Origin of the sequence: Pseudarthrobacter sp. NIBRBAC000502770 (assembly GCF_006517815.1) — a bacterium.
GTDB classification, from domain to species: Bacteria; Actinomycetota; Actinomycetes; order Actinomycetales; family Micrococcaceae; genus Arthrobacter; species Arthrobacter niigatensis.
This window is the reverse complement of the sequence record NZ_CP041198.1, coordinates 3,011,359-3,036,892: the sequence shown is the minus strand read 5'-3', so window position 1 is coordinate 3,036,892 and position 25,534 is coordinate 3,011,359. Positions and strand designations below refer to the sequence as shown.

Annotated in this window: 23 protein-coding genes and 2 pseudogenes; 17 read left to right on the top strand and 8 right to left on the bottom strand. The window is 65.7% G+C overall.

Annotated features, from left to right (window positions below; all coding sequences use genetic code 11):
• Positions 1-9 precede the first annotated feature (9 nt).
• The 6 genes and pseudogenes from NIBR502770_RS14615 to NIBR502770_RS21565 form a co-directional block, all read right to left on the bottom strand.
• Positions 10-3,282 carry a family 78 glycoside hydrolase catalytic domain gene (locus NIBR502770_RS14615; RefSeq protein WP_141182411.1) on the bottom strand — a complete coding sequence of 1,091 codons (3,273 nt, stop codon included), beginning with the start codon at positions 3,280-3,282 and terminating at the stop codon, positions 10-12.
• A complete protein-coding gene (locus tag NIBR502770_RS14610; protein ID WP_246857293.1) occupies positions 3,279-4,439 on the bottom strand; it encodes a Gfo/Idh/MocA family protein in 1,161 nt (386 codons plus the stop codon). The genes NIBR502770_RS14615 and NIBR502770_RS14610 overlap by 4 nt, the downstream gene beginning before the upstream one ends.
• A gap of 243 nt (positions 4,440-4,682) precedes the next feature.
• Positions 4,683-5,621 (bottom strand): carbohydrate ABC transporter permease, encoded by a 939-nt coding sequence (locus NIBR502770_RS14605; protein ID WP_141182409.1) that lies wholly within the window; start codon positions 5,619-5,621, stop codon positions 4,683-4,685.
• Positions 5,611-6,552, bottom strand: a complete 942-nt coding sequence (locus NIBR502770_RS14600) for a carbohydrate ABC transporter permease (RefSeq protein WP_141159415.1) — start codon at positions 6,550-6,552, stop codon at positions 5,611-5,613. The genes NIBR502770_RS14605 and NIBR502770_RS14600 overlap by 11 nt, the downstream gene beginning before the upstream one ends.
• Complete coding sequence (locus tag NIBR502770_RS21570) at positions 6,549-7,106, bottom strand: hypothetical protein (RefSeq protein ID WP_246857505.1); 558 nt, start codon at positions 7,104-7,106, stop codon at positions 6,549-6,551. Before NIBR502770_RS21570 ends, NIBR502770_RS14600 begins: the two co-directional genes overlap by 4 nt.
• 83 nt (positions 7,107-7,189) lie before the next feature.
• Positions 7,190-7,849 (bottom strand): annotated as a pseudogene (locus NIBR502770_RS21565) (ABC transporter substrate-binding protein); the annotation flags it as partial.
• A 418-nt stretch (positions 7,850-8,267) separates the two neighbouring features.
• Between NIBR502770_RS21565 and NIBR502770_RS14590 the strand changes: the two are divergent.
• The 7 genes and pseudogenes from NIBR502770_RS14590 (at position 8,268) to NIBR502770_RS14560 (ending at position 14,290) form a co-directional block, all read left to right on the top strand.
• Positions 8,268-8,936 (top strand): YesL family protein, encoded by a 669-nt coding sequence (locus NIBR502770_RS14590; RefSeq protein WP_141182408.1) that lies wholly within the window; start codon positions 8,268-8,270, stop codon positions 8,934-8,936.
• A gap of 113 nt (positions 8,937-9,049) precedes the next feature.
• Positions 9,050-10,579, top strand: a complete 1,530-nt coding sequence (locus NIBR502770_RS14585) for an extracellular solute-binding protein (RefSeq protein ID WP_141182407.1) — start codon at positions 9,050-9,052, stop codon at positions 10,577-10,579.
• A complete protein-coding gene (locus NIBR502770_RS14580) occupies positions 10,580-11,554 on the top strand; it encodes a sugar ABC transporter permease (protein ID WP_141182406.1) in 975 nt (324 codons plus the stop codon). It abuts the gene before it with no gap.
• Entirely contained in the window at positions 11,554-12,426 is an 873-nt protein-coding gene (locus tag NIBR502770_RS14575; RefSeq protein WP_141182405.1) for a carbohydrate ABC transporter permease, read from the top strand. The genes NIBR502770_RS14580 and NIBR502770_RS14575 overlap by 1 nt, the downstream gene beginning before the upstream one ends.
• A gap of 3 nt (positions 12,427-12,429) precedes the next feature.
• Positions 12,430-13,122 (top strand): rhamnogalacturonan acetylesterase, encoded by a 693-nt coding sequence (locus NIBR502770_RS14570; protein WP_141182404.1) that lies wholly within the window; start codon positions 12,430-12,432, stop codon positions 13,120-13,122.
• Positions 13,123-13,793: pseudogene (locus NIBR502770_RS14565) on the top strand (DUF1961 family protein). It begins immediately after the preceding gene.
• Between the two features lie 119 nt (positions 13,794-13,912).
• Positions 13,913-14,290 (top strand): STAS/SEC14 domain-containing protein, encoded by a 378-nt coding sequence (locus NIBR502770_RS14560; RefSeq protein ID WP_141159423.1) that lies wholly within the window; start codon positions 13,913-13,915, stop codon positions 14,288-14,290.
• Here NIBR502770_RS14560 and NIBR502770_RS14555 read toward each other — a convergent pair.
• Positions 14,287-15,303 (bottom strand): LacI family DNA-binding transcriptional regulator, encoded by a 1,017-nt coding sequence (locus NIBR502770_RS14555; RefSeq protein WP_141182403.1) that lies wholly within the window; start codon positions 15,301-15,303, stop codon positions 14,287-14,289. The two genes, NIBR502770_RS14560 and NIBR502770_RS14555, sit on opposite strands and share 4 nt — an antisense overlap.
• Positions 15,304-15,455: 152 nt before the next feature.
• On the opposite strand from NIBR502770_RS14555, the gene NIBR502770_RS14550 reads away from it, so the two are divergent.
• The 8 genes from NIBR502770_RS14550 (at position 15,456) to NIBR502770_RS14515 (ending at position 23,578) form a co-directional block, all read left to right on the top strand.
• Positions 15,456-15,800 carry an L-rhamnose mutarotase gene (locus NIBR502770_RS14550; protein ID WP_141159425.1) on the top strand — a complete coding sequence of 115 codons (345 nt, stop codon included), beginning with the start codon at positions 15,456-15,458 and terminating at the stop codon, positions 15,798-15,800.
• Between the two features lie 105 nt (positions 15,801-15,905).
• Entirely contained in the window at positions 15,906-17,072 is a 1,167-nt protein-coding gene (rhaI, locus tag NIBR502770_RS14545; protein ID WP_141182402.1) for an L-rhamnose isomerase, read from the top strand.
• 6 nt (positions 17,073-17,078) lie between these two features.
• Positions 17,079-19,115: a bifunctional aldolase/short-chain dehydrogenase gene (locus NIBR502770_RS14540; protein WP_141182401.1), complete on the top strand. Its 2,037-nt coding sequence runs from the start codon at positions 17,079-17,081 to the stop codon at positions 19,113-19,115.
• Complete coding sequence (locus NIBR502770_RS14535) at positions 19,112-20,581, top strand: rhamnulokinase family protein (RefSeq protein WP_141182400.1); 1,470 nt, start codon at positions 19,112-19,114, stop codon at positions 20,579-20,581. Before NIBR502770_RS14540 ends, NIBR502770_RS14535 begins: the two co-directional genes overlap by 4 nt.
• A 2-nt stretch (positions 20,582-20,583) precedes the next feature.
• Entirely contained in the window at positions 20,584-21,597 is a 1,014-nt protein-coding gene (locus tag NIBR502770_RS14530) for an acetylxylan esterase (RefSeq protein WP_141182399.1), read from the top strand.
• Between the two features lie 241 nt (positions 21,598-21,838).
• Positions 21,839-22,960, top strand: coding sequence for a 3-deoxy-7-phosphoheptulonate synthase (locus tag NIBR502770_RS14525; protein ID WP_141182398.1), 1,122 nt, complete (start codon positions 21,839-21,841; stop codon positions 22,958-22,960).
• A 155-nt stretch (positions 22,961-23,115) separates the two neighbouring features.
• Positions 23,116-23,328 carry a helix-turn-helix domain-containing protein gene (locus NIBR502770_RS14520; protein WP_018761777.1) on the top strand — a complete coding sequence of 71 codons (213 nt, stop codon included), beginning with the start codon at positions 23,116-23,118 and terminating at the stop codon, positions 23,326-23,328.
• A gap of 151 nt (positions 23,329-23,479) precedes the next feature.
• Positions 23,480-23,578: a 30S ribosomal protein bS22 gene (locus NIBR502770_RS14515; protein WP_003792170.1), complete on the top strand. Its 99-nt coding sequence runs from the start codon at positions 23,480-23,482 to the stop codon at positions 23,576-23,578.
• Positions 23,579-23,638: 60 nt separating this feature from the next.
• Here the strand turns inward: NIBR502770_RS14515 and NIBR502770_RS14510 are convergent, their stop codons facing one another.
• Complete coding sequence (locus tag NIBR502770_RS14510; protein ID WP_141159431.1) at positions 23,639-24,457, bottom strand: HAD family phosphatase; 819 nt, start codon at positions 24,455-24,457, stop codon at positions 23,639-23,641.
• Between the two features lie 78 nt (positions 24,458-24,535).
• Here NIBR502770_RS14510 and NIBR502770_RS14505 point away from each other — a divergent pair, with 78 nt between their 5' ends.
• Positions 24,536-24,790, top strand: a complete 255-nt coding sequence (locus NIBR502770_RS14505; protein WP_141159432.1) for a glutaredoxin family protein — start codon at positions 24,536-24,538, stop codon at positions 24,788-24,790.
• A gap of 10 nt (positions 24,791-24,800) precedes the next feature.
• On the top strand, positions 24,801-25,505 hold the full coding sequence (locus NIBR502770_RS14500; protein WP_141182397.1) for a redox-sensing transcriptional repressor Rex: 705 nt from the start codon (positions 24,801-24,803) through the stop codon (positions 25,503-25,505).
• Positions 25,506-25,534: the final 29 nt, after the last annotated feature.

Sequence of the window (25,534 nt, the reverse complement as noted above, 5' to 3'; positions counted from 1 at the left end):
CTGCCTGCTTCACTCCGGTGCGAAGGTCCACGTTCCAGTGTGGACCCGGAAATCCCTGGTGGCCCCGGCGGGGCCTGCTGCATCTTCCGGAAAAGACCTGGCGGCTGCACCGTCCGGCGTCGGGCCTTTGACCCCGTAAAGGCCCGACGGCAACCTGACTGTTGCCAGCACTCCCGGCGGAATGATGCACTCAACCTCCACCAATGGACCGTGCCGCCGCCAGCTGACGTCCGCCCAGCCGTTGCCCGTGGGCACGCGGCCGCGGGCGTGGTCCAGCCGGCACAACGGCGGCTCAATCAGGAGTTCGCCGGGCACCACGTTCTGTACGCCCAGCAGGTGTTCGAAGATCTCCTTGACTATCGATGCGGACCAGGCGTGCGACTGGCTGTAGTCGGTGCCGTCCACCAGGTCCCAGGCCTCCCAGGTGAAGGTGGCGCCGCGTTCCAGGAGCCGGGCCCAGCCGGGCTGGCCGCTGTTGGTGAGCAGGTCCAGAACCGCGTCGGTCATGCCTTGGCCAAGCAGGGCGCGGACCAGGCGGTGCACGGTCATGGGTCCCTGCCGCATCCCCATGACAGCGATCCGGACGGCATCCTCCTGGGCGTCGGCCGGGTCGGTGATGCCCAGGGACAGCGGGAAGGAGGTGGCGTGCTGGGACGCGTGGGGGCTGGGGGTTCCGTCCCCGTGGAGGCCGTCGATCATTACCCCGTCCACCCGCAGGCGTGACCGGATGGCCCTGGCCAGGGTCCGGGCCGACGCCGCATAGCGGGCTGCTGCATCCTCGTCACCAACGGTGCCGCAGAGCCGGGCCGTTGACATCAGCGCCGAGTACGCCTGGGCGTTGACGGTGGTTTTAGCCGCACACTCCATGTCGTACCCAAACCGGCCAGGCGCGGGCCAGTCAACGATGCCGTGCAGGTACGGGCCGGAGCCGCCGCCCAGCCTGGTGACCAGTCCCGCCGTCGGGCCCTCCTCGGGAATGTGCCGCAGCGCGTAGTCCGCCGTATCGCACAGGTGCGGCAGCAGCTCGCGGATGAGCGTGAGGTCTCCGGTGCGGCGGTGGTACTCCTCGGCCCACTCGGGGACCATCAGGGAGAAATCAGGAATGTCGCGCTTGCCGTCCCCGTTGGGGTAGACGGCGTTGTAGCGTCCCTTGTCCTCCCCGTCGGTCCAATAACGGAGCGCAGACCAGCTGAACTCCCGCAGCGCCTGCGCCGTGTAGGCGTGCTCGCCGAACAGGGCCATGGTGGCATAGGAGATGTTCGCGGCGTCGGCCAGGAACTGGCCTTTTTCCCGGGTCGGGGTGTCCACGAACTGCTCCTGCACCCCGTACAGCGCCGAATCCCGCAGCAGCCGGAAGACGGCGTCCAGGGTGGGATCCGAGCTGGAGAAGCTGCCCTGGCCGGGGTGGCGTCCGCGGACCACCACCGCACCGACCCTGGACACCTCAGCAGGATCAACGCCGGGTAGCTCCAGGTAACGGAAACCCAGGTGCACGGTGGCACGGAACTGCTGGGGCCCTGCCGCCTGGGTATAGGGGAAGGACATGTCCGTGTTTTGGCTGGCCGTCTTTCCGGCATCCACCCGCCCGTCCGGGCGGAGCACGTAGCCGGCCCGGAGCATCACGGTGCGCCCGGGGACGCCGTCCAGGAAATCGATCTCAGGCCGCCCGGGCAGGACCTGGCCGAAGTCTGCAACCAGGGTGCCATCGCCGGCCGTCAGGAATTCGCGCGGGGCAACGAACTCTTCAGCCAGGGAGGTGCGGCGCGGGTGGAGGCGGGGAAAGTCCGACGACGGGTGGCGGCCGCAAAGGATGGCGGCGGGCAGGTCTTCGGCAGGGCTAAGGGACGCCGCGGCCTCTCCGTCCAGGTGTTCAACGGGGTCGCCCTCGTCGTTCCGGTAGCCCGACTGGCGGTATGGCGCCTCCCCTGCCGACCAGCCGGGACCCGAACCGAACACCTCGCGGCGCCCGTCCGTGTACTGCACGCTGAGCCGGGCCAGGAGGCCCGGAACTCCTGCGGCCCTGCCCTGGCCCGGGCCGTACCAGTGCAGCAGGGCTGTCAACGGAACCGGCTCCCCCTGCGGTTGTGCGGCCAGCACGCCGGTGACGTCCTCAGCATCGTAGTAGCCTTCCCCGGGGTAGCCGAACGACGTCACGCTGAGGCTGTGGACCCCGGCGATGGAAACTTGTGCGTGGTGGTTGGCGGCCACGTACAGGCGCGCCCGGCTGACCTTGCCGGTGAGCTCAACCGCGGCGCGGAACAACGTCCATTCGTCGGGCTGGCGGAAGGCCGTGGTCCGGGTCCAGGCGGCCAGGATGCCGCTCCCGGCGTCCGTGCCGCCGTCGAACCTTTGATCCATCAGGGGCGAGCCCGCGGCGACAACCCGCAGCGACGCGTACTCAGCCTGGCTGCGCGGGCCCTGGTGCAGGGCCAGCCGCCCCACTGGCCCGGCCGGCTCCTGGACCGCCATCAGCTCGGCGCCATTCAGGGACACCGTGATCCGGTTTCCGTCGTCCGCCACGGCCAGCTCCAGCCAGCCCGCGTCCGGCGCGGGCGGGATGCTGGCATCCGCACTTGCCAGTACCGTGGTGGGCGGCGTGGCCGCCGCGGGAATCTCCCACGCAGGGGCCCGCCGCAGCACCACGCTGCCTGCCTGGTCCAGTTCGAGGAGCAGGCCGGTCCCAGGTCCGCCACTCCGGAGGATCATGCCCACCCGGCCCATCACGGGCCGCAGCCGGGCTTCCAGCCGGAAGCTGCGCACCGGCGGGCAGGGGAGGGGCAGGAACGGCGATCCCGCCACGCGGAGCGCGCCGTCCAGAATCCCGAGTGGTGCCCGACCGCCGGGAGTGCGGCGTATCCATTCTGCCTGCCAGGAGCTGTCATCCAGGCCTGTGCTGAACTCCCTGGCAGCCGACCATTCGCCGGCGGCTCCGGTGGCGTCGCGGACCCGGACGCGCCAGGCATAATCAGCATCGGTTTCCAGCCCGGGGCCGGTGTAGGGGATGTGCCGGTGCTTGTTGTCCGCAACCCAGCCGGAGCTCCAGGCGTGGGCTCCGGCGCCGTCTTCCAGCGTTATCTCATAGCCGGTCTGCCAGGCCTGTGCGGGGTCGTGGTTCCCGGCCTGGGCCAAGTCCCAGCCGAAGGTAGGGCGGCCGGAGGCCGTCAGGCACTCTTCGAGGCCGTCCGTCAGGAGGTGGACGGCCAGGAGTTGCCCGGAACTGGACCCGTCCGTGCCGGGTGGAATGGAGGCAGCCTGCCGGTCCTGCGTGGTTTCCTGGTTCATGGGGCTGCGTTCATGGGGCTTGAGGGAACCGTGAAGGCCACAGGAGCCGAGTGCGCCCAGGGAAGTCCGAGTTCGCTGAAGGTGGCGTGCTGCCGGCCGGCCTGTTCAATGGCCGCCTCGATACCCGGTACCACTGCATGGGCGGTGTCGCCTTCGCCTTCCCACCGGACGTGTTCCGCGGCGATCGGCGCGGGCGCCGGTGCGGTACGGATGGCTTCCAGGACCAGCATGAAGGCGCCGCTGTCCAGAAGAGGACTGATCAACGGCGTGCCGTTCCTGCGGTGGGCCAGGAGGTTTTCAGTGAGGTCGTCCCGGCCGAATGTCTCCTCCGTGGTGCCGGCTTCCGTCGAAACGGTGAGGCGGTCTTCGGTGTAATGGAACACCGCTGTTCCTGACGTTCCCTGGAGGGTCACGCAGGGCTCAACAGACGTGGCGGCGCAGAGCGTCAGGGCACAGGTGATGGGCAGGCCCGCGGTGGTGCGGATCCTGATGACCGATGTGTCGTCGGATTCGATGCCGTTGGCGCGGTATAGCTCGGTTTCCACGGAGGCGAGATCGGAGGTGGTGCGTGCCCCGGCGATCCGGAGGGCTGTTGCGACGGCGTGCGCCAGCGGGTTGGTTGCCACGCCGTCCACCACATCCACGCCGTCGAGGGTGCGTTTCCCGGCCCAGCGTGACCGCTTGTAATAGGCCTTGTCCCGGACCCAGCGGCCGGTCGCGGAGATGCCCTGGAGCGTGCCGATGGTGCCTGCCGCGAGGAGGTCCCCGATCGCTGCCAAGGCGTGCGAACCAAGGCTTTGGAACCCGATCTGCACGCTGCGTCCCGACGTCGATGCCGCCTCTGCCAGGCGGGTGAAGTCAGCCAGGGACGCTACGGGTGGCTTCTCCAGGTAGAGGTCTGCGTGGGTGGCCAGCGCTGCCAGGCCCAGCGGTGCATGGGTCTGGATGGGAGTGGCCACAATGATGGCATCCAGCTCCGCGGTATGGGCCAGGAGTTCGGGCAATCCCGGAAAGACCATGGACGACGCCGGCAGGGACCCCGGTGCCGGCGGGGTGGGATCTGCTGCGGCAACGAGTTCGACGGCGCCTGCCGTGGTGAGCCGTTCAAGGTTCAGCAGGTGCTGGGTACCGAAGCCGTGCACCCCAACCAGCGCCACGCGCGCGGGCGCATTTCCCTGTTGGGGCCGGCCGGTATTGCGATCCGCAGGTTCCCGGTTGAGTGTTGTCGGAAGTGCCGCGCCGGCAGGCGTTGCCATGGTTCTCCGTTCGGCCCAGCAGGGCAATCAGATTGGGGCGCCGCCTGCTGCGGCTGGCGCGGATGCAAAGGGTGGCCCGCCGGGACGGGCAGTGGGCAGGCAAAGGCCGGTGGTGCGTGGTGGGACACGCACCCCGGCGGGTGGTTATTTGATGCCGGTGGTGGCGATGCCTTTGACGAGGAATTTTTGGCCGACGAGGAAGGCGATGAAGACGGGCAGTAGGGAGACGATGGACATGGCGAACATGGATCCCCAGTCGGTGCTGGATTGGGCGTCGACGAAGCTGCGGAGTGCGACGGGGACGGTGAACACGTCGGGGGAGGTGAGGTAGATGAGCTGGCTGAAGAAATCGGACCAGGTCCAGATGAACGTGAAGATGGTGGTGGTGGCCAGGGCGGGGGTCATCAGGGGAAGGATGACTTGGAGGAAGATGCGGGGGTGGCCTGCGCCGTCGATCCTTGCCGCCTCATCCAGTTCGCGGGGAATGCCGCGGATGAACTGGACCATGAGGAATGTGAAGAACGCGTCCGTGGCGAGGAACTTCGGGACGATGAGGGGCGCGAAGGTGTTCACCCAGCCGATCTGGGAGAACAGGATGTACTGCGGGACGATCACGACGTGGATGGGGAGCATGATCATGACGAGCATGGCGCCGAACATCCACTTCTTGCCGCGGAAGTCCAGCCGGGCGAAGGCGTAGGCGGCCATCGAGCAGGAGACGAGGTTGCCGATCACGGCGCCCAGGACCACGAGGGCGGAGTTCAGCAGGTAGGTCCCGAAGGGTGAGGTTAGGGCGTTCCAGCCGGTGGCGTAGTTCTCGGTGTGGATTTCGGTGAGCCAGAGGCCGGGGGCGCGGAAGACGTCCGCGCTGGGCCGGAAGGAGGAGACGACCATCCATAGCAGCGGGTAGATCATGATGATCGCGGTGGCGATCAGGATCGCGTGTTTCAGGATGCTCTTGGTCCGGTGTCTGGGGCGGGGCGAGGTGCTGGCCGGAGGGTTGGGCTCCCGGCGGCCGTTGGCGGGGCCGGGGGTGGGCAGGGGGGCGTCGGTGGTGACGCGCGGGGCTGATTCAGTCGTCATAGAACACCCAGAATTTCGATGCGTAGAAGTTGACGGCGGTGAAGGCGCCGACGATGACCAGCAGGACCCAGGCCATCGCGGAGGCGTAGCCCATGTCGAACTGGCCGAAGCCGCGCTGGTAGAGGTACAGGGTGAAAAACATGGTCGAGTCGGACGGGCCGCCGGTGCCGCCGGAGACGATGAACGCCTGTGTGAAGGACTGGAACGCGCCGATGATTTGCAGCACGAGGTTGAAGAAGATGATCGGGCTCAGCAGGGGCAGGGTGATTTTTAGGAATCGGGTGGCCCGGCCGGCGCCGTCCACGGCTGCGGCTTCGTAGTACATGGCGGGTATCTGCCGCAGCCCGGCCAGGAAGATGATCATGGGGGATCCGAAGGTCCAGACGTGCAGCAGGATGATGCTGCCAAGGGCGGTGCTGGGGTCTGAGATCCAGCCCGGGCCGGTGATGCCGATCATGGCCAGGAGTTGGTTGACCAGGCCGGAGGTGCCGAACATCTGCTTCCAGAGGATCGCGACCGCCACCGAAGAGCCCAGGAGGGAAGGCAGGTAGAACACCGAGCGGTAGATCGGCAGGCCCTTGATGCCTTTGTCCAGGGCCAGGGCCACAGCCAGGGCCAGGCCGAGCTGCAGCGGGACACCGACTATCACGTATGTCAGGGTGACCCGCAGGGAATTCCAGAACCGGTCGTCCTGCATCATGCGGGTGAAATTGTCGGCGCCGATGAAGTTCGGGTCCTGGATCAGGTTGTAGTCCGTGAAGGAGAGGTAGAGGGAGATCAGCATCGGTCCGATGGTGATGGCGACCAGGCCCACGATCCAGGGGGCGAGGAACACCATCGCGGCCCGGTTGTCCCGGAAGGTCCGCTTGACCTTGGGCCCGCCCCGGGGCGATTTCTTGCCGAGGCTGCCCAGTTCGGTGAGGACGCTCATTTCTTGGCGCTCTTGATCATGTTGTCCGCTTCGGACTTGAATGCAGCGGCTGCATCCTGGGCGCTGGCGCGCCCGAACAGGACGTCGGTGGTGTGGCGGCCGAGGGCATCGGCGGCCTTGCTCGACCCGGTGGGCGGAACAGCGGGCGGTTCGCCGAGTTCCGGCTTGATCGCCGTGAGGAAGTCGAGGGCGGTCTTGTCGGTGGGGGTCAGCAACGGCTTGATGGAGTCCTGGATCTTCGGGGACGTCGAGAAACCGCGCTCTGTGGTGACGATCTTCGCAGCGTCGGGGCTGTTGACCAGGTAGTCGATGAACGTCGCGGCCTCGGCCGCATGCTTGGAGCGTGACGACGCGGACCAGTACATCGAGGGCTTGTAGTAGAGCCCGTCATCCTTGGGGTTGCCGTCCTGGCTCGGGACGCGCAGCAGCTTGATGTCGCTGCCTGTGGCCTTCGCAATGGCGCCGAGCTGATTGGTCCACCAGAAAGACATGCCGGTCTTGTTCGTCGCAGCGAGCGTCTGCTCGACGGGGGCGCCGATGTCCTCCTGTGCCACGCTCGCGGGGGCGCTGCGTTGGAATCCATCAGCTTCTTCTGGAAGGCCATGTAGGAGGCCACGCCGTCGACGGTGAACCCGGTCTGGCCATCCTGGGTGTACAGCTGCTCTCCCCGCTGGCGCAGCCAGATGTTGAGGCTCTGGTCCGTCAAGCCATACGAGGCTCCGTAGGTGCCGGTGGCTGCCGCGAGGGCCTGGGCCGTCTTCAGGTAGTCGTCCCACGTCCATTGAGTATCGTCAGGGATCGCGACGCCGGCCTTCTTGAAGAGGTTGACGTTAGCGAAGACGGCGAGGGCGTTTTGTCCCGTGCTGATGCCGTTCAGCTTGCCGTTGTACTGGCCCGCTTTGAGGGTGTTCTGGTCGAAGGCGGACAGGTCCAGCTGGTTCTGCTTGGAGAGGTCAAGGAGCGCGCCCCGCCCGCCGTACTCGGCGATGTACGCAAGATCCATCTGGATCACGTCGGGTGCATCGTTCGCGGCCGTCTGGGTAGCCAGCTTGTCCCAGTACCCCGACCACACCCCGGGCTCTCCCTGGATCTTGATGTTCGGATGGGCCTGCTGGAAGGCATCGATCACCTGCTGGGTCTGGTTATTGCGCACATCGTTGCCCCACCAGGAAACACGCAGGGTTACGGAGCCATCAGCGTTCTTCGCACCCCCACCGGTTCCACAGGCGGAAAGGGCTCCCACAGCGGCAGTTCCGGCAAATAGTGCCAGCGCCGATCGTCGGGTAAACGTTGTCATTGTCTCTCCTTTGAGGTCATGAGTTGCTGTACAGCGCATCCGATGTGGAATCGAGGGATGCATGTGTTCCATGCCACGTTCTTTCTCCCTACAAGGAAAGCGCATTCCAAAGGACTTGGCAAGGGCTTTCCCAAACCACTTAGAAGGTCGCCTGATCCGGGCTGCGCGGCCGGGGATCATTTTCATCCGCAGCTGGGCGCGAACATTAGGGGGAAGCGCTTTCCCCCTGTCGCCGCAAGGCGGCAGGACGTAGGTGATCGCTCTATGTAACGATTCAAAACTTCACTTGACCAGCAGGCAGTCTGGGTCTAGATTTTCGAGAAACCGATTACTGGGGTGATGCGGACGGGCGGAATTCCGCCCCTGCAACCATTGGGATCCGCCCCTGCAACCATGAAGAACAGAAGGGAGCCGTGCCATGCTGTCCGGAACCTTCAGTGCGCGTGCCTACGCATTTTTCGACACGCTTTTGTGGGTGGCAGGCCTGAACCTGCTGTGGATCGCTTTCACTCTGGTGGGGGCCGGTGTCCTTGGTGCCGGCCCGGCCACCGCCGCCGCGCAGATTGTGGTTCGAAGGAGGGTCGCAGGGGATGGTGCCCCCTTGCTTCGCGGGTTCACGTCCGCCTACTTCCGGAACTTCGCAAGGGCCAACCTCCTGTCGGTTCCGGTCATGGCCGTCACGGCGGCGCTTCTCCTGAACTGGAACTATTTTGCGGGAAGTGGCGGAATCTTTGCCCAGTCCACGGCGGCGGCAGTCCTTGTCGCGGCAATCTTCCTGGCGGGCGCAGTCTGCTACCTGTTCCCCATGTATGCCCGGTATGAGCTGCCGCTGCCGCAGTACCTGCTGATGTCATCCCGGTTCGCCGTGCGGCACCTGGCCGGAACGGTCATCCTGCTCTTTGTCTCCGCAGCAGTGGTTTATGCCAGCAGCTGGATACCGGGGCTGGTTCCGTTCTTCAGCATCGGAGCCTGGCTCTACCTCACGGGCTGGTTGTGTGACCGGTTCTTCACGGCCAATGACCAGTCCGTAGCGATAGCTGGTGGAACTGCCGCGGGCGGGGCCCTCCCGGGGGCGTCCACCGCCTGACAATCCGCCCGGCCGGCGAATGCCTCCGAGTATCCGTGCGCGGAGCACAAATGAAACGTATCAATCGCGGGTCCAGCGAACCCAAACCCCAATGAAGTGGAAAAGGAAGAAACATGATCCATCGGAAACTGACCCTGGCCGCCGCCGTCGTCACCGCCACTGCACTGTCCCTCACGGCGTGCAGCAGTGGGAACGCCCCGGCCGCGGACCTCACCTCGGTGTCCATCATGGCCCCGTTCCTGGAAGCCCAGCCGCCGGCGTCAGACGGTGCGGTCCAGAAGAAGCTGGAAGAGCTCACCGGCAAGCAGGTTAAGATCAACTGGGCACCCAACGCTTCCTACGAGGACAAGACCAACATCACGCTTGCAGGGTCCGATATCCCGCAGGTCATGGTGATCCAGACCAAGAGCCCCGGGTTCGTCAAGAATGCCCAGGCAGGTGCATTCTGGGACCTCACCGACAAACTCGACAAATACCCCAACCTCAAAACCACCTTCCCGGACATCCAGAAGAACTCGAGCGTCAACGGAAAGGTCTACGGCCTGTTCCGTGAACGCTCTCCCATGCGCACCGCCGTGATGTTCCGGCAGGACTGGCTGGGCAATCTGGGCCTGCAGGCGCCCAAGACCGTGGAGGACCTGTACAAGGTGGCAAAGGCCTTCACCGAACAGGACCCGGACGGCAACGGCATCAACGACACCTGGGGCATCACCATTCCCAAATGGGGTGCACTGGGAACCAACAGCCCCTACGACGTGATCGAGGAATGGTTCGGCGCCGGAAACCGGTGGACCGAGCGGGACGGGAAGCTGGTTCCCAGCTTCGAAACCGACGAGTTCCTCCAGGCAGACCGGTTCATCAAGAAGATGGTGGACGAAAAGCTCATCAACCCTGACTTCGCCACCTTTGACCCCACCAAATGGAACGAGCCGTTCTTCAACGGCAAGGGCGGCATGATTGTCGACGTCGATTCCCGCGTGAGCGTCCTGGTCAACCTCTTCAAGCAGGCAGACCCCAACAACTTCCAGAACAAAGTGGGCTTTGTCGGGAACCTGGTCGGCCCCGACGGGAAGCTGCACGCCCACCCCACCGACGGCTATTCAGGCTTCCTTGCAATCCCCAAGGCCAGCGTGAGGAGCGAGGCCGAACTGGACAAGGTCCTGGAGTTCCTGAACACCATGAACGGCAAGGACGTCGCTGTGCTGCTCAACAACGGCATCGAGAACGTGAACTTCACGGTGCAGGACGGCAAGGCGGCCACCGTCAAACCGGAAACCCCGGAAGGAAAGGCCGTCAGCACCGACATCAAGAGCTACGCCCAGCTGGGCATGAACGTTGCCGGAAACCAGTTCTACCCCGTCAAGCAGCCCAGCGACTATGAACAGCAGGTCTTCGACAAGCGCACGGACGTGATGGCTGAGGACCTCAAGAGCGCCGTCTACAACCCGGCGGCGCCCTACGTTTCCGCCACCTACGTGGCCAAGGGCGCCCAACTGGACAACATCGTGGCCGACGCCCGGATCAAGTATCTTGCCGGGCAGATCGATGAGCAGGGCCTGAAGGACGCCATCAAGCTCTGGGACACTAGCGGCGGCGACAAGGTCAAGGAAGAAATCAACAAGCTCTGGCAGGACAACAAGTAAATGGCAGCCCCTGTCATTGACACCCTCGCCGGGGAGCGGGCGGGCAAGACCCCGCCCGCTCCCCGGAAAGGGGGCAGGTTCTCCGTCCACTTCGCCCACTACAAGTGGCTCTACCTGCTGCTGGTGCCCGGCGTGGTGTACTTCGCGGTGTTCCGGTACGCCCCCATGTATGGCGTATCCATCGCGTTCAAGGATTACGTCCCGTTCCTGGGGGTGAACGGCAGCCCCTGGGTGGGAGTGCAGAACTTCACGGATTTCTTTGCCAACCCGGACTTCCCGCGGCTGTTGGGCAACACCCTGATTCTGGCTTTCCTTAACCTGGGCATCGCGTTCCCGCTGACCATCGTCCTGGCCTTGCTGCTCAATGAGGTACGCCTGTCCGTCCTCAAGCGCACGGTCCAGACCCTGGTGTACATCCCGCACTTCCTGTCCTGGACCATCGTGGCCTCGCTGAGCTTCCTGCTGTTCGCCCTGGACATCGGCCCGTTGTTCCAGTTCCTGAACAACACCATGGGCACGCGTATCGATTTCCTGAGTGACCCGGCCTGGTTCCGCCCCCTGATCGTGCTCCAGGAGATCTGGAAGAACACCGGCTGGGGCACCATCATCTTCCTGGCCGCCCTTTCCACCGTGGACCAGGACCAGTACGAGGCCGCGATCATCGACGGTGCCGGCCGGTTCCGCCGGGTCTGGCACATCACCCTGCCGGCGATCCGCTCCACGATCATCGTGATGCTGATCCTAGCCATCGGGCAGATGCTCAACACCGGCTTCGAACAGATCTACCTGATGACCAACGCCCTGAACCGCGAGGTGGCGGACGTCTTTGACACCTACGTCTACTTCGTGGGCATCACCCAGGGCGCGTATAGCTATTCCACTGCCGTGGGGCTCTTCAAATCCGTGGTGGGCATCGTGCTGATCTTCGGCACCAACTGGCTGGCCAAGCGTTTCAACCAGAGCGGACTGTTCTAATGAAGATCCACAACACCCGCGGCGGCCGGATCTTTGACGCCGCCAACTACCTCTTCCTGTCCCTGATCGGCATCATCACGCTGCTGCCGTTCGTCTACGTCTTCGCGGGCTCGTTCGCCACCGAAGCGGAGATCACCCGCCGGGCATTCTTCGTCTGGCCGGAACAGTTCACCCTGGGCTCCTACGAGTACATCTTCGCCACCCCGGCGTTCGTCCGGGCACTGGTCACCACCATCCTGGTCACCGCGGTGGGCACCCTGGTCCAGCTGGCCTTCACCGTGACCATGGCCTACCCATTGGCCAAGAAGAGCCTGCGGGGCAGGAACGTGATCCTGTCCCTGGTGGTTTTCGCCATGGTCTTCTCCGGCGGCATGATCCCCACCTTCCTGCTGGTCAAGGACCTGGGCTTGCTCAACTCCTATTGGGCCCTGATCCTGCCGGCGGCCATCAGTCCGTTCAGCCTGATCATTATCAAGAACTTCTTCCAGGAACTGCCGGCCGAACTTGAAGAGTCCGCCAAGATGGACGGCGCCACCGAGATCGGAATCCTGTGGCGGATCCTCCTGCCGCTGTCCAAACCGGTCCTGGCCACGTTCGCGCTGTTCTATGCGGTGGGCATCTGGAACGACTTCATGTCGCCCCTGCTGTACCTGAGCGACAACTCCAAATGGACCCTGCAGATGTACCTGCGGCAGGTCACGGCGGCCTCGGACCTGCTGGGCACTGGCAACGTTGATCCCAACTACATCCCGCCGGAACAGGGCATCAAGTTCGCCGTGATCGTGGTGGCCACGCTGCCCATCCTCATCTTCTACCCATTCCTGCAAAAGCACTTCGCCAAGGGCATGCTCATCGGATCCGTGAAAGGGTGACCCATGAAAATCCTGCTGGCCGGAGATTCCACCGTGGCCGACTGCCCCACCCAAGAGTTCCCCATGAGCGGTTGGGGAGCGCAGCTTCCCCCGCATACCTACCGGTGGGGATCGGTGCATAACTTCGCCAAAGGCGGGGCAAGCACGGAATCCTTCCGCGACGAGGGACGCTGGGCGGACCTGCTCGCCTTGGCGGGCCCAGGGGACGCCGTGCTCATCCAGTTCGGCCACAACGACCAGAAAAAGCTGCATCTTGCCGCCCGTACGGGCTACGCGGCGAACCTGCGCACCATGGTGGGGGAGGTGCATGGCGTGGGTGCGGCGCCGGTGCTCTGCACATCAGTGGAGCGCCGGCACTTTTTGGACGCGCCGTCGTCGGACGTTCTTGAGGAGAGCCTTGAGGACTATCCGGAGGTGGTCCGCGAACTGGGCCCGGAGCTTGGGGTTCCGGTGATTGACCTGAACGCCTGGACCCGGCGCCTCTATGGTCGGCTGGGACGGGAGGGGAGCCGGGAGCTCTTCTGCCACTTCGCGCCGGGGGAGCACGCGTCCTGGCCCGCGGGGCTGGCCGACGACACGCATTTCTCGCAGCAGGGTGCCGCACTGGTGGCGGCGGAGGTGGCGCGCCAGCTGGCGGGCATGGGCTACGGCGTGGCCGGCACCAAAGTGTTAAGTGCGACGGCGGGACGCGGCTAGGTGGGCACGACGGGCTTGGAGACGGGCATCCCCTACCGCAACCCGCTGGCAGGACCGGATGACGTGGCCGGTTGGGTGGCCGAAGGGCCGCTTGGCCTGGGCAGCCACAACGGTGCCCTGGAGCTGTCCGGCACGCTGGATGACGGCGAGTTCGGCGACCACGCGCACTGGACGTTCTGGTGCCCGGAAGAATTCCCGGACCGGATCCGCATCAGCTGGGAGTTCCTGCCGCTAGCGGAGCCCGGCCTGGCCATGCTGTTCTTCGCGGCCGCCGGCCAGGGCGGGCTGGACTTGTTCAGTCCCGCACTCGCGCCCCGGACGGGCTACTACCCCCAGTACCACTCGGGGACATCGACGCCCTGCACGTCTCCTACTTCCGGCACAAGTACCCATCGGAGCGTGCCTTCCGTACCTGCAACCTCCGCAAGAGCGCGGGCTTCGAGCTCGTGGCGCAGGGCGCGGACCCATTGCCGCCCACGGAGGACGCGGCCGGCTTCTACCGGCTGGAAGTGGTGAAGGACGGGCCGCTGGTGGAGTTTTCCATCAACGGCCTGCTGCTCTTTGAGTGGCGTGACCGGTCGGACGAAGTGCTTGGCGGCGGCCGTATCGGTTTCCGTCAAATGGCTCCGCTCCGGGCCGCTTACCGGAACCTGGTGGTGGAGGGGCTCTAGGCGACCGTCCGGTTGGCGGTTCCAGTGACATTGGCCTTGCCGGTGGGGCGGTGGGCTCCCACCTTCCGTGTGGGGCAAGATGGAGGGGTTCAGGAACTGCCTACTGGAGGGAGGCGGGTATGGAGCCCGTAGTGGTCGACGGCGGCAAAGGCACAGTGGAGCTGCGTGCTGACGGGGTCATCCACCTCATCTGGGAGCCCAAGGTCCGCATTGAAGTCGAGGATGCGCAGGCGGCGATGGCCGCGGTGAACCGGATAGCGGGGGACGCAAACTACCCGATGCTCGTGGACATGGCCACCACCGAGAATGTGAGCATCCAGGCCCGCTCAGTATTCTCCATCCCGTGCGCGGCCAACAGGATCGCCCTGCTGGGGGCAAGTCCGGTGGACCGGATCATCGCGAATTTCTTCCTGGGCGTTCACGTGCCGCCCTGCCCCACCCGCTTCTTCACGTCGCGGAGCGAGTCCCTGAAATGGCTGCAGCCTGCAGCGAATTAGCCAGCGGGGGCTGTACTCTGCCGGACCACGAGTTCCGGCGTGAACACCACGGAACGGTGGACTGGATTCTGGGACTCCACCTCTTCGGACAGCAGTTCGATGGCCGTCCTGCCCAGCAGCTGGGTGGGCTGGCGGATGGAGGACAGGGGAACCACGGCAGAGGCCGCAAAGTCGATGTCGTCATAGCCGATCAGCGCCACGTCCCCGGGAATGCGGAACGTATGCGTCATGGTGAGCGACTGCATGACGCCCAGGGCCAGGAGGTCGTTGGCGCAGAAGATCCCGTCCGGCAGCTCCGCCCGGCCCCGCGCCACCAGCATGTCTCCCACGCTGCGGCCGGCCAGGACGGTCTGCCCCTCCGCGTCCAGGACTTCCAGCGTGGCGTCCGGTTCCTCCTTGACGGCCCGGCGGGCCCCCTGCAGGCGGTCGGCCACCTGGCGGATGGAGGTGGAGCCGCCAACAAAGGCGAGCCGACGGCGGCCCGTGTCCAGGAGGTGCCTGGCGGCCAGGTATCCGCCGGCGTCATCGTCCACGGCAACTGAGCTGAACTTGGACTCGTCGGCCAGCCGGTCCACCAGCACCGTGGGGACGCCGCGCTCGCGGAGGAGATCCAGCCTGTCCGTCACATCGCCCACGGGCGAAATCAGCAGCCCCTGCACACGCTGCTCCTGGAAGAGGTCGATGTAGTTCGCTTCCCGGCCTGCGTCGTGGCCGCTGTCACCCAGCAGGACGGCACTGCCCTGCAGCGCTGCGGCGTCTTCCGCAGCGCGGACAACGGAGGTAAAGAACGGGTTGCCTACGTCCAGGACGATAAGTCCGATGGTGCGGCTGTGCCCCACGCGAAGCTGGCGCGCGGCGTCATTGCGGACAAACCCAAGTTCGTCGATGGCGGACAGGACCCGCTCCCTGGTCCTGTCCGACACCCGGTCGGGATAGTTGAGGACATTGGACACGGTGCCAACGGCCACGCCCGCGTGGGTGGCCACGTCCTTGATACTGGCTGTGCGGTTCATCGGTTCTCCGTGCTGACATGCCCCCGCCGGGAAGATCCCTGCGGCAAATCATGATTTCTGCCATTGCTTGACACCTGCTCAAATCCAAGAGTACTTTGAATCGTACCAATGAAACGATTCAAAAATTTATTGGCGTTTTGAAAGGGGCACCGATGAGGGTGTGTTTCCGTTCTTCGGTCCAGCCGCAGCTGATCGATGAATACCGGCGCCGGCACGCCGCGGTGTGGCCGGAGATGCTGCACGCACTCAAGGAAGCGGGCTGGCACAACTACTCCCTGTTCCTCGGAGAGGACGGGCTCCTGGTGGGATACGTGGAGTGCGACGACTTTGATGCGGCCCGTGCCCGCATGGCGCTGACGGACGTCAACGCCCGTTGGCAGGCAGAGATGGCAACCCTCTTCGAGGATTCCGGCCAGGCGCCCGACGAGGGGTTCCAGGTGCTGGCGGAAGTCTTCAACCTGGACAGCCAACTCGCGGCCCCACCCTCCGCAGGCTGACCGGCCCGAGGCCGGGATCCGGCCACCCAAGACAACAGGCACGCTCCAGCAGCGGGGCATCAACCAAATGCAGCAGACGGACGCTCACCACCGGAGAGAATCAACATGAATGACGTAGCAACGGCGCTGGGCAGGCTCGGGGAGCTTGCCATCGAGGTCCCCTCGTGGGCGTATGGAAATTCAGGCACGCGGTTCAAGGTGTTCGGTACGCCCGGCACGCCGCGCACGGTCCAGGAAAAGCTGGCCGATGCCGCCAAGGTCCACGAACTGACCGGCCTGGCCCCCACCGTGGCCCTCCACATCCCCTGGGACAAGGTGGACGATTACGCCGCTTTGAAGGAGTACGCGGCGGGACTGGGCGTAGGCCTGGGAACCATCAACTCCAACACGTTCCAGGATGACGAGTACAAATTCGGTTCACTGACCTCCTCCAACGAGTCGGTCCGCCGCCGGGCCATCGACCACCACCTGGACTGCATCCAGATCATGCACGCCACGGGTTCGAAGGACTTGAAGGTCTGGCTGGCGGACGGCACCAACTACCCGGGCCAGGACGATATCCGCGGCCGGCAGGACCGGCTGGCCGAGTCCCTGCAGGAGATCTATGCGGCCCTGGGGGAGGAGCAGCGGCTGGTGCTGGAGTACAAGTTCTTTGAGCCGGCTTTCTACCACACTGATGTCCCGGACTGGGGCACCTCCTACGCGCAGACCCTGGCCCTGGGGGAGAAGGCGTTTGTCTGCCTGGACACCGGGCATCATGCCCCCGGCACCAACATCGAGTTCATCGTGATGCAGCTGCTCCGCCTGGGCAAGCTGGGATCCTTCGACTTCAACTCGCGCTTCTATGCCGACGACGACCTGATCGTGGGTGCCGCCGATCCGTTCCAGCTCTTCCGGATCATGCACGAGGTGATCCGCGGCGGCGGGTTCGGCAAGGATTCCGGTGTGGCCCTCATGCTGGACCAGTGCCACAACCTGGAGGAAAAAATCCCGGGCCAGATCCGCTCGGTCCTCAACGTCCAGGAGATGACGTTGCGGGCGCTGCTGGTGGATACCGCAGCGCTGGGTGAAGCGCAGCGTGCGGGTGATGTCCTGGCCGCGAACGGCATTTTCAACGACGCCTTCTACACCGACGTCCGGCCCATCCTGGCCGAATGGCGCGAATCCCGCGGGCTGCCCGCGGACCCGATGGCTGCCTACAAGGCCAGCGGCTACCAGAAACAGATCAACGAGGACCGCGCACGCGGCCAGCAAGCCGGATGGGGCGCCTGAAACGTGATGACGAACAAGACTGTTCAAGAGCTGATTTCCCGCTCCAACCGCCTCGGCGCGGACAAGCGGAACACCAACTTCGCCGGCGGCAACACCTCGGCCAAGGGCACCGCAACGGACCCCGTCACGGGTGAGGACGTCCAGCTGCTGTGGGTGAAGGGGTCCGGTGGCGACCTGGGCACGCTGAAGGAGCAGAACCTTGCGGTGCTGCGCCTGGACCGGCTGACCGCGCTGAAGAAGGTCTACCCCGGCGTCGAGCACGAGGATGAGATGGTGGCTGCGTTCGATTACTGCCTGCACGGCAAGGGCGGCGCAGCGCCTTCGATCGATACGGCGATGCATGGTTTGGTGGAGGCCGCGCACGTTGACCACCTGCACCCGGACTCCGGCATCGCCATCGCGACGGCGGTGGACGGTGAAGCGCTCACCACCAAGATTTTCGGTGACAAGGTGGTGTGGGTGCCGTGGCGCCGTCCGGGGTTCCAGCTGGGCCTGGACATCGCCGCGATCAAGGACGCCAACCCGCAGGCCATCGGCACCATCCTGGGCGGCCACGGCATCACCGCCTGGGGAGCCACCAGCGAAGAAGCCGAAGCCCACTCCCTGTGGATCATCGACCAGGCCGAAAAGTACATCGCGGAGAACGGCAAGGCGGACCCCTTCGGCCCCAAGCTGCCCGGGTACGCAGCCCTTCCCGAGGCCGAGCGCCGCGCCAAAGCCGCCGCCCTGGCACCGGTGATCCGCGGCCTGGCCTCCACGGACAAGCCGCAGCTGGGGCACTTCAGCGATGACGCCGTCGTCCTGGACTTCCTCGAAGCCGCCGAACACCCGCGCCTGGGCGCCCTGGGCACCTCCTGCCCGGACCACTTCCTGCGCACCAAGGTCAAGCCACTGATCCTGGACCTGCCCGCGGACGCCAGTGTGGAGGACTCGATCGCCCGGCTGCACGAGCTGCATGCGGACTATCGGGAGGACTACCAGGCCTACTACGACCGCCACGCAGATGCTGGCAGCCCTGCCCTGCGCGGCGCGGACCCTGCGATCGTGCTGGTCCCCGGCGTGGGCATGTTCTCCTTCGGGGCGAACAAGCAGACCGCCCGGGTTGCCGGCGAGTTCTACATCAACGCCATCAACGTCATGCGCGGCGCCGAGGCCATCTCCACCTACGCACCCATCGAGGAATCCGAGAAGTTCCGGATCGAGTACTGGGCACTGGAGGAAGCCAAGCTGGCCCGCATGCCCAAGCCCAAGTCGCACGCCACCCGCATCGCGCTGGTGACCGGCGCGGCATCCGGCATCGGCAAGGCCATCGCCACGCGGTTGGCGTCCGACGGCGCGTGCGTCGTCATTGCCGACCTGAACCTTGAAAATGCACAGAAGGTCGCCGAGGAACTGGGCGGTGCCGACGTCGCCATCGGTGTCCAGGCGGACGTTACCGACGAAGCACAGGTCGCCGCCGCGATCGACGCCGCCGTCCTGGCGTTCGGCGGCGTGGACCTGGTGGTCAACAACGCCGGCCTGTCCATTTCCAAGCCACTGCTGGAAACCACCGAAAAGGACTGGGACCTGCAGCACAACGTCATGGCCAAGGGCTCGTTCCTGGTGGCCAAGGCAGCCGCGAAGGTCATGATCGCCCAGGGCATGGGCGGGGACATCATCTACATCTCCTCCAAGAACTCCGTGTTCGCCGGCCCCAACAACATCGCTTACTCCGCCACAAAGGCAGACCAGGCCCACCAGGTGCGGCTCCTCGCGGCTGAACTGGGCGAGCACGGCATCCGCGTCAACGGCATCAACCCCGACGGCGTGGTCCGCGGCTCCGGGATCTTCGCCGGCGGCTGGGGCGCCAAACGCGCCGCGGTCTACGGCGTGGACGAGGAGAAACTGGGCGAATACTACGCCCAGCGCACCCTTCTCAAGCGCGAGGTCCTGCCCGAGCACGTGGCCAACGCCGCCGCCGTGCTCACCAGCAACGAACTGTCCCACACCACCGGCCTGCACATCCCCGTGGACGCCGGGGTGGCGGCGGCCTTCCTCCGGTGAGCACGTCTTCGAACGGTGTCGACGGCGGCGTGTTCGCCGCCGTCGACATCGGCGCCTCCTCCGGCCGCGTGATCCTTGGCCGCGCCAGCGGGAGCGGAGTATCGCTGCAGACCGTCCACCGCTTTCCCAACGGCGTGGTGGAGCACGACGGCGGCCTCCGCTGGGACTTCGACGCCCTGTTCACGGAAGTCCTTGCCGGCCTTCGGGCCGCGGCCACCGTGGCCTCGACGCAGGGCGAAGCGATTGCCAGTATTGGCATCGACACCTGGGCAGTGGACTACGGACTGGTCAACAAGGCCGGCGAGCTCGTGGCCCAGCCCTTCAGCTACCGGGACGACCGCAGCCGGGCCGCCGTCGCGCCCGTGCATGCCAAGCTGGACCCGAGCCGGCTGTACCAGACCTCAGGCCTGCAGTTCCTGCAGTTCAACACCATCTACCAGCTGGCCACCGAACGCGGCCTGGACGGGCTGCAGGCACTCCTCATCCCGGACCTGATCGCCTTCCGGCTCACCGGCGTGCGGCGGACCGAGGCCACCAACGCCTCCACCACCGGGCTGTTCGACGCCGTGGCAGGGGAGTGGGCCACCGAATTCTTCACGGCGCTGGGCTTGCGGAAGGACCTGTTCCCGCCGCTGATCCAGCCCGGTGAAACTGTCGGCACCCTGCTGCCGGAGATCGCCGCTCAGGTGGGGCTCCTGCAGGACACGAAAGTTGTGGCCGTCGGCTCCCACGACACCGCGTCCGCCGTCGCCGCAGTCCCCGCGCAGGGCGAAAACTTTGCCTACATCTCCTCAGGCACGTGGTCGCTGGTGGGGCTGGAACTGAAACATCCGGTCCTGACCGAGGCCAGCCGGGAAGCGAACTTCACCAATGAACGCGGCGTGGACGGCACCACCCGCTACCTGCGGAATGTGGGCGGACTGTGGCTGCTGAGCGAATGCCAGCGCACCTGGGCATCGGAAGGGTTCAAACCCGACCTCACGGCCCTGCTGGCCGCGGCCGCCGCTTTGCCCGCCGGCGGCCCCCGGATCAACGCCGACGATCCGTACTTCATCGCCCCGGACAACATGCCGGAGCGCATCCGTGCGGCAGTCCGGCGCACCGGCGATGTCCTGTCCAGCGATCCGGCAGCCATCACCCGCTGCATCATGGACAGCCTTGCGGCCGGCTACGCCAGGACCATCACTGCTGCGGAACGCCTCGCCGGCCGTTCCGTGGACGTGGTGCACGTGGTGGGCGGCGGCTCCCAGAACGCCCTGCTTTGCCAGCTCACGGCCAACGCCACCGGACGTCCCGTCGTCGCCGGGCCGGTCGAAGCCACCGCCCTGGGCAACGTGCTGGTCCAGGCCCGGGCCGCCGGGGCCGTTGCCGGCGGACTGGCCGAGCTCCGCCGGATCGTCGCCACCGGGACCAGCCTGGACCGGTACCAACCACTTGTCGCTGCGCGCCAGGGATGCGTGAATTAGGAATGCCCCTTTTCGACCTCCCCCTCGCCCAGCTGCGCAGCTATACCTCCGGGGTCACGCCACCGGGGGACCTCCAGGCGTTTTGGGATGCCACGGTGGGGGAAGCGCGGGCGTATCCACTGGACGCCACTTTCGAACCGGTGGAGAACTACCTGACCGTGATCGACACCTTCGACGCCACGTTCTCCGGCTTTGGCGGCGCGCCCATCAAAGGTTGGCTGCACCTGCCGGCCAACCGGGAGGCAGGCGCCCGGCTGCCGGTGGTAGTGACCTACATTGGCTATTCCGGCGGCCGTGGCCTGGCCAACCAGGACACGCGCTGGGCGCAGGCCGGGTACGCGCACTTCATTATGGACACCCGCGGCCAGGGGTACGGCGGCCTGGTGGGTGACACGGCTGATCCGCATCCGTCCGCGGGCGACGTGGCGCATGCTGGCCTGATGACGAGGGGCATCTCGAGCCGGGAGGATTACTACTACCGCCGTGTCTACGTGGACGCCTTCCGCGCGGTGGAGGCCGCCCAGGCCCACCCCGCCGTCGATCCTGCCAAAGTGGTGCTGGCCGGTGTCAGCCAGGGCGGCGGCCTGGTGGTGGCCACGGCGGGGCTCACCGCGGGACGGCTCGACGGCGTCATCGCCGCGCTGCCCGACGTCCCCTTCCTCCAGGACTTCCCCCGCGCCATCGACATAACCCCGCGCGGCCCGTACCCGGAGATAGCCCAGTTCCTCGCCCGGCACCGGGACCGGTACGACGCCGCCATGGAGGTCCTCAACTATTTCGACGGCGTCAATTTGGCCGCCTGGGCCTCCGTTCCGGCGCTGTACTCCGCTGCCCAGATGGACGACATCTGCCCGCCGTCGACGGTTTTCGCCAGCTTCAACGCCTATGGATCAGCGGCAGCATCGGGCGGCAATCCCGGTAAGGAGATGGAGGTGTACCGGTTCAACAACCACGAAGGCGGCCAGGAACACCACTGGATCCGGCAGCTGCAGTTCCTGCGCAAGCTGCTGGGGTAGGCGGCGCGGGAATGTGACGGACACGGATTTTGCGGCGGCGGGCGGCCGGGCTTATGGTCTTTCCCATGACTAACCGTTGGTATGCGTATTTTTCGTTGGCTCTGGAGGAGCCCGCGTCTAACTGACACGCATCCAACTTCCTTCAGAGCCAACAGGGCAGAGATCATTCTCTGCCCTTCGCCGTTTCTCCGGCGGGTTCTGAAATCCGGGCCCGCTTCCCATCTGGAACAGGACCCCGAACATGAGCACCGCAACAGCAGCAGCCCCGGCCAGCGACACCAAGTCCACCTCGAACCTGCGCGTCAGCGAATTCACCCCGCTGCCCACCCCGTCGGCACTCCTCACCAAACTGCCACTGGACGCCCGGGCCGCTGCCGTCGTCGAACGCGGCCGCGATGAGGTGCGCGCCATCATGGACGGTGTGGACGACCGCCTGCTGGTCATCGTAGGCCCCTGCTCCATCCACGACCCCAAGGCCGGCCTCGAGTACGCGCGGCGGCTGGTCAGCCAGGCCGAGAAGCACAAGGAAGACCTGCTGATTGTCATGCGGACCTACTTCGAGAAGCCGCGTACCACGGTGGGCTGGAAGGGCCTGATCAACGATCCCCGGCTGGACGGCAGCCACGACATGGTCACCGGCCTCCGCACGGCCCGGCAGTTCCTTCAGCAGGTCACCGCGCTGGGCCTGCCCACCGCCACTGAATTCCTGGAACCGATCAGCCCCCAGTACATGGCTGACCTGATCTCGTGGGGCGCCATCGGTGCGCGTACCACGGAGAGCCAGATCCACCGGCAGCTGGCGTCCGGGCTTTCCATGCCCATCGGGTTCAAGAACGGGACCGACGGCGGCCTGCAGGTTGCCATCGATGCCTGCGGTGCCGCCGCGGCGGCGCAGGCGTTCCTGGGGATCGACGGCGAGGGCCGGGCAGCGCTGGTGGCAACGGCAGGAAACCCCGACACCCACGTCATCCTCCGCGGCGGCCGGAAGGGGCCCAACTACTCCGCGGCCGACGTGGAACGGGCCTCCACCGAATTGGCAGGCAAGGGGCTCAATCCCCGCCTGATCGTTGACGCCAGCCACGCCAACAGCGGCAAGAGCCACCACCGGCAGGCGGAGGTCGCGCTGGAGATCGGTGCCCAGCTTGAAGAGGGGGGAGTGGCAGCCCGGGCCGTTGCCGGCGTCATGCTGGAAAGCTTCCTGGTGGGCGGAGCCCAGAACCTGGACGTTGCAGAGCACGCGGCGGGGCGCTCCACGCTGGTCTACGGCCAGAGCGTGACGGACGCCTGCATGGACTGGGATGTCTCGGCTTCGGTCCTGGAGCAGCTGGCAGCGTCGGCGCGGAAGCGGCGGCAGCAGAATTAGGGGGCGAAATAGGGGAGGCCACTACTTTCACATCTGCCACATGAACATCTAGAGTATCTTCTTAGGTGGTTGGTGGATGGCTCAGCATCGGAACACCGCATTGGCACGTACCTGGGGTCACTGTTGTCCATCCGTCAGCAAAGGAAAATAGGGAAATGTCGGCAGAACAGAACTTCTCCAACGCGAAGTTCCTGACCGTGGCTGAAGTGGCCGAGGTCATGCGCGTCTCCAAAATGACTGTTTACCGCCTGGTCCACTCCGGCGAAATGCCCGCGGTGCGCTTCGGCCGCTCCTACCGGGTCCCCGAAAACGCCGTCGAACAGTACCTTAAGGGCGCTGTTGTGGACGGCCACAGCGAGACCGCCTGAGGCGGCCTGTCCTGAGCCGCTCCCGATAAGCGGTACCCTGTTAAGGAACGTTTTACGTCATTGTAAGAATCTGTCAGTTGTTCAGTTCGTAGCTTTGTCCACGGACATTTCCCATCAGGCAGGTACTGCATCTAGTTTGTAAGGAACTTTCGTGGGTTCAGTTATCAAGAAGCGTCGCAAGCGTATGGCCAAGAAGAAGCACCGCAAGCTGCTTCGCAAGACTCGTCACCAGCGCCGCAACAAGAAGTAGCAATACTTCGAACAGCGTGAAGATGCCCGTCGCCCTCCAAGGCGGCGGGCATTTTTTTGGCTACGCCCGGGGGCCGCGGATGCGGGCGAAGCCTTTCCAGAGGCCGTAGATGGCGCCGCCGAAGGTTGCTGCCTTGAGGCCAAGGGTGGCGGCGCGGCGGCCGGCGCGGAAATCGTAGACCGGCCAGTTCCGGTCGCGGGCGTGGCGGCGGAGCTTCGCGTCCGGGTTGATGGCAACCGGGTGGCCTACCAGCGAAAGCAGCGGAACGTCGTTGTAGGAATCGCTGTACGCCCAGCAGCGCTTGAGGTCCAGGTCCTCCTGGTCCGCGATGGCCTGCACGGCTACCGCCTTGGCCGAACCGTGGAGGATGTCTCCCACCAGGCGTCCGGTGTACATACCGTCCGACACTTCCCCCACCGTGCCCAAGGCCCCCGTCAGCCCCAGCCGGGTGGAGATCACCGTGGCCACTTCGATGGGCGTGGCCGTTACGAGCCAGACGCGGCGGCCCACCCGGAGGTGCTGTTCAGCCAACGCCTTGGCACCTGGCCAGATCCGCGACGCGATCATCTCGTCGTAGACCTCTTCGCCCAGCGCCTTGATGTCGTCAACCGTGATGCCGGCAGCGAGTGTCAGGGCCGAATCGCGGACCGCATGGACGTCGTCGATGTTTTCCCCGCGCGCCACGAACTTGAACTGCTTCCACGCGAACCCGGCAGCCTCAGTGAGCGTAAACGCCCCCCGCTGGTGCATCTTGCGGGCCACATGGAAGAGGCTGGCACCGCGCATCAAGGTATTGTCCACGTCGAAAAACGCCGCCTCACCGGGCTGCGGGGCAGCAACCGGCCGTGTAACGACGGCAACGTATTTCTCCTCGGGCATGGACTTGAGTCTAGTCAATCCACATGGCCGGCGCGGTCGGCGTCAACTGCACGGCGCGAACGGCGATACCGTTAAGCCATGGCTACCCCCCGCGTCGTCCTGGTCACCAAAGCTGAGTGCCACCTCTGCGAAGAGGCGCGCGACGCCGTCGGCCGGGTCACTTCCGCGTTGGGCCTTGAATGGCGCGAAGAGCTGGTGGACAACCAGCCCGAACTGCGCGAGCGCTACGCAGAAGAGATTCCCGTGGTCCTGGTGGACGGGGTGCAGCGCGACTTTTGGAAAATCGACGAAGCCCGGCTGGAACGCGTCCTGCGGCGCGCCATGGCCAAGTAGGGGGATGCGAATGACGTCCTTGGATTCAACCCCCCAGCCTGTGCCGGACGTGCCGGATGTCGCGGGCTCACCGGCCAAGCAGATTCCTCCCGCCGCCGTGGCCCGGTTGACGCTATACCTGCGTGCCCTGAATACGCTGCTGGCCGAGGGGGTTGAGCGTGTTTCGTCGGAATCGCTCGCGGAAGCCTCCGGCGTCAGTTCCTCCACGCTGCGCAAGGACCTGTCCCATGTGGGGTCCTACGGGACCAGGGGAGTGGGCTATGAGGTGCAGTACCTGAGCCGCCACATCGCTGCGGCCCTGGGGCTGACCCATGACTGGAAAGTGGCCATCGTCGGAGCCGGAAACCTGGGCAAAGCACTGGCGCGCTACGGCGGCTTCGAATCGCGGGGCTTCGACGTGGTGGCCATTTTCGACGCGGACCAGATGGTGGTGGGCAACGAGGTGGGATGGCTGCGGGTCAGCGACGTGGCAGACCTCGAGACCGTCCTCCACCGCACCGGGGCCAACATGGTGGTGCTGGCACTTCCCGCCGCGGTGGCCCAGGGCATCTGCGACCGGGTGGTGGCGGCCGGTGTGCACAGCGTGCTCAGCTTCGCTCCCGTCATGCTGCAGGTCCCTGAAGGAGTGAACCTCCGCAAAGTGGACATGGCCACCGAGCTCCAGATCCTGGCCTATCACGCCCAACGGGCGCAGGCGCCGGGACAGCCGGCCTGAGCCCAGGTTTAAAAGCGGTGGCCCGGGAT

What these genes read in the sequence shown, in the direction of transcription:
- NIBR502770_RS14575 (WP_141182405.1), top strand. Translation starts at nt 11,554, where the DNA reads ATGAAGATCCACAACACCCGCGGCGGCCGGATCTTTGACGCCGCCAAC.
- NIBR502770_RS14505 (WP_141159432.1), top strand. Translation starts at nt 24,536, where the DNA reads ATGGCTACCCCCCGCGTCGTCCTGGTCACCAAAGCTGAGTGCCACCTC.
- NIBR502770_RS14605 (WP_141182409.1), bottom strand. Translation starts at nt 5,621, where the DNA reads ATGACGACTGAATCAGCCCCGCGCGTCACCACCGACGCCCCCCTGCCC.
- NIBR502770_RS14570 (WP_141182404.1), top strand. Translation starts at nt 12,430, where the DNA reads ATGAAAATCCTGCTGGCCGGAGATTCCACCGTGGCCGACTGCCCCACC.
- NIBR502770_RS14600 (WP_141159415.1), bottom strand. Translation starts at nt 6,552, where the DNA reads ATGAGCGTCCTCACCGAACTGGGCAGCCTCGGCAAGAAATCGCCCCGG.
- NIBR502770_RS14560 (WP_141159423.1), top strand. Translation starts at nt 13,913, where the DNA reads ATGGAGCCCGTAGTGGTCGACGGCGGCAAAGGCACAGTGGAGCTGCGT.
- NIBR502770_RS14530 (WP_141182399.1), top strand. Translation starts at nt 20,584, where the DNA reads ATGCCCCTTTTCGACCTCCCCCTCGCCCAGCTGCGCAGCTATACCTCC.
- NIBR502770_RS14555 (WP_141182403.1), bottom strand. Translation starts at nt 15,303, where the DNA reads ATGAACCGCACAGCCAGTATCAAGGACGTGGCCACCCACGCGGGCGTG.
- NIBR502770_RS14580 (WP_141182406.1), top strand. Translation starts at nt 10,580, where the DNA reads ATGGCAGCCCCTGTCATTGACACCCTCGCCGGGGAGCGGGCGGGCAAG.
- NIBR502770_RS14540 (WP_141182401.1), top strand. Translation starts at nt 17,079, where the DNA reads ATGACGAACAAGACTGTTCAAGAGCTGATTTCCCGCTCCAACCGCCTC.
- NIBR502770_RS14525 (WP_141182398.1), top strand. Translation starts at nt 21,839, where the DNA reads ATGAGCACCGCAACAGCAGCAGCCCCGGCCAGCGACACCAAGTCCACC.
- NIBR502770_RS14500 (WP_141182397.1), top strand. Translation starts at nt 24,801, where the DNA reads ATGACGTCCTTGGATTCAACCCCCCAGCCTGTGCCGGACGTGCCGGAT.
- rhaI (WP_141182402.1), top strand. Translation starts at nt 15,906, where the DNA reads ATGAATGACGTAGCAACGGCGCTGGGCAGGCTCGGGGAGCTTGCCATC.
- NIBR502770_RS14550 (WP_141159425.1), top strand. Translation starts at nt 15,456, where the DNA reads ATGAGGGTGTGTTTCCGTTCTTCGGTCCAGCCGCAGCTGATCGATGAA.
- NIBR502770_RS14585 (WP_141182407.1), top strand. Translation starts at nt 9,050, where the DNA reads ATGATCCATCGGAAACTGACCCTGGCCGCCGCCGTCGTCACCGCCACT.
- NIBR502770_RS14520 (WP_018761777.1), top strand. Translation starts at nt 23,116, where the DNA reads ATGTCGGCAGAACAGAACTTCTCCAACGCGAAGTTCCTGACCGTGGCT.
- NIBR502770_RS14590 (WP_141182408.1), top strand. Translation starts at nt 8,268, where the DNA reads ATGCTGTCCGGAACCTTCAGTGCGCGTGCCTACGCATTTTTCGACACG.
- NIBR502770_RS14510 (WP_141159431.1), bottom strand. Translation starts at nt 24,457, where the DNA reads ATGCCCGAGGAGAAATACGTTGCCGTCGTTACACGGCCGGTTGCTGCC.
- NIBR502770_RS14615 (WP_141182411.1), bottom strand. Translation starts at nt 3,282, where the DNA reads ATGAACCAGGAAACCACGCAGGACCGGCAGGCTGCCTCCATTCCACCC.